The 2,077-nt window shown below is 54.0% G+C and carries 2 protein-coding genes and 1 pseudogene; all 3 read right to left on the bottom strand.

Features of this window, described 5'->3' with window-relative positions; genetic code table 11:
• A pseudogene (locus CWM57_RS27005) lies at positions 1 to 358 on the bottom strand (hemagglutinin); the annotation flags it as partial.
• Between the two features lie 45 nt (positions 359 to 403).
• The gene (locus CWM57_RS27010; protein ID WP_032729497.1) at positions 404 to 721 is read right to left on the bottom strand and encodes a hypothetical protein; all 318 of its coding nucleotides are present in this window, start codon (positions 719 to 721) and stop codon (positions 404 to 406) included.
• Positions 721 to 2,077, bottom strand: a 1,357-nt coding sequence (locus CWM57_RS28365) for a VENN motif pre-toxin domain-containing protein (protein WP_206054352.1), incomplete at its 5' end; no start/stop codon positions are given. The genes CWM57_RS27010 and CWM57_RS28365, both read right to left, overlap by 1 nt.

Raw genomic sequence — 2,077 nt, forward strand, 5'->3', positions numbered from 1 at the left:
TGGTCATGTTCCCGGCGAACTGAGAGCCGATGCTGCCCCCGGTGCTGATACCGCCGCCCTGATGCTGCGTCTTATAATCCGCCTGGTTGTGGATATCGCTGAAACCCAGCGTGCCGGTATCGAGGCCATTTTTATCTGCGCTTCCTGTGGAAGCAATGACCCCGCCATTCAGCTGCGTGTGGCTGCCCACCGTCACATCAAAACCGCCCTGACCGGCAAATATCCCGCTCTGCTCCTGCACCGAAGACCAGTCGCTGGTCATTTTGTCGCGACTGGTATTCAGGCTTCCCGACCACGACCCGGCGCCGAAGGTGTAACCCAGGCCACCGCTGAGACTGCTCTGCGTGCTGTCGTAATTGACGGGTAAAAAAGATCCCGGCGCTGAAGTCGGGATCTTTTGCAGTTAATAAAAATCGGGATCAACCAGACCTTCAGCTTTCACGATTTCAAGGAAGCGTTTATAGGCCGTTTCATCATTTTCGAGTAAATCATCAAGTAACCTTTCCTTAATTAGTGCCCAGTGGTAAATGCCAGAGTAGTTATTATTAAAGTATGTAAGTTCTCCAGAGATATCAGGATCTACTATATCTACTTTTTGTGAGTTATATGCAATTAACCCACAATGTCCTTTTGGCATTCCCAAAAAAAGAGTGTCCTTACCACTCCAGTAAATAGCATAAATATCAATAACATTAGATGAGTTATAAGGTCTTATTTTCATTACTTATCCCTCAGTGATGGACCTGGTTGTAATGGATTCGGTTGAGGACTTGTAATCTTCATATCGTATGCTTTACCCGTCACTGAATTATACTGATAGTGAATTGTTATATTTGAACCATCTGGTAATTCATGGTTAACCTGCATTTTCTGGAAGCCAGCCGATGTAGGGAATCGAGGATCTTTATTCATACCGTCAAGTATTTGCCCTTGTGAAGGATTGGATTCAACCTGCTTCCATACCATCTGTTCATTCAAATCCCTCGGCGCTGTAAATTGTTTACCCGGCTTAGCCGTCGAGATCTTCTCCGCTGCTCTAATCAGTATTGTGTTATCAATAATACCGGCTGCTTTACCCGCTAACGATAACGCTTTTTCTGCCGGGATTGACGTCAGCAGAGCCAGCGCATAATCCTTCGCCTCTTCCGCTGTCAGCAACGCCATTACTGTATCCGAGCCCGGGCTATTACTCAGAATGGCTTTGATAATATCCGCGCTTTCCGGCAAGTCGCCGCGAACGATATCCTTTAACCCGGCCTGTACCTGCTCCGGCGAAAGATTGTTGTCCTGCGCATACTTCACCCAGGATGTAGCTGCCTGTCCGGTTTCCGTCATCCCTTTTGGCAGACTAAGCGCATTATTCTCAACCGCGTTCTTACCGCCCTGCGCGCCCGCCACGGCTGACGCCGTACTGTCCCCGGCCAGACCGCCTGCCATTCCCGCTGAAATAGTGGCCAGCGTACTGACCGTCTGCTTCTGTGCTTCCGTCAGTGTGGACAAATCCGTCACGCCCGGATACAGCATACCGGCTATTGTCTTCGCGGCCAGTTCACCTGCTGCCGCGCCCGCTGCGCCCGCTGCGCCCGCCGCGGCACTGTTGCCCTGCAGCGCCGCCACCGCACCGCCCAGGATAGCGTGCGCCACCACCGCGGCACCGTCACTCAGCCCTGAACCGTGACCAATAAGATTCGCCAGCTCCGGCGCCGATGCCCCCGCCAGCGCCCCGGCGATATCACCGCCCGCCAGTCCCTGCAGCGCTGCCGTGGCTGCCTGGATACCCCGCTGCAGGTCACTGCCGGTACCGTATGCAGCCATCGCGGTACGACCCGCCTGGTCCGCAATCTGTTCTGCCGTCGGACTGCTGTTACCCTCTGCCTTCAGCTTCGCTTCCGCCGCCGTCAGGGCTGCAGGGTCTTTTATCGCCTTCTGTTTTGCTATCTCGCCCTGCGTGCGCGCAATATCCGCCGCCTGGCTGCCAATCTCCCCTGTCAGCTGCACTTCCTGCAGGCGCCGCTGCTCCTTCTCCTTGTCAAATATCGGCCCGATACTGCCGCTGGCGTGTTCCGTGTCGCGACTC

It is taken from the genome of Klebsiella sp. G-Nf4 (genome assembly GCF_002810615.1).
Classification (GTDB): domain Bacteria; phylum Pseudomonadota; class Gammaproteobacteria; order Enterobacterales; family Enterobacteriaceae; genus Klebsiella; species Klebsiella variicola.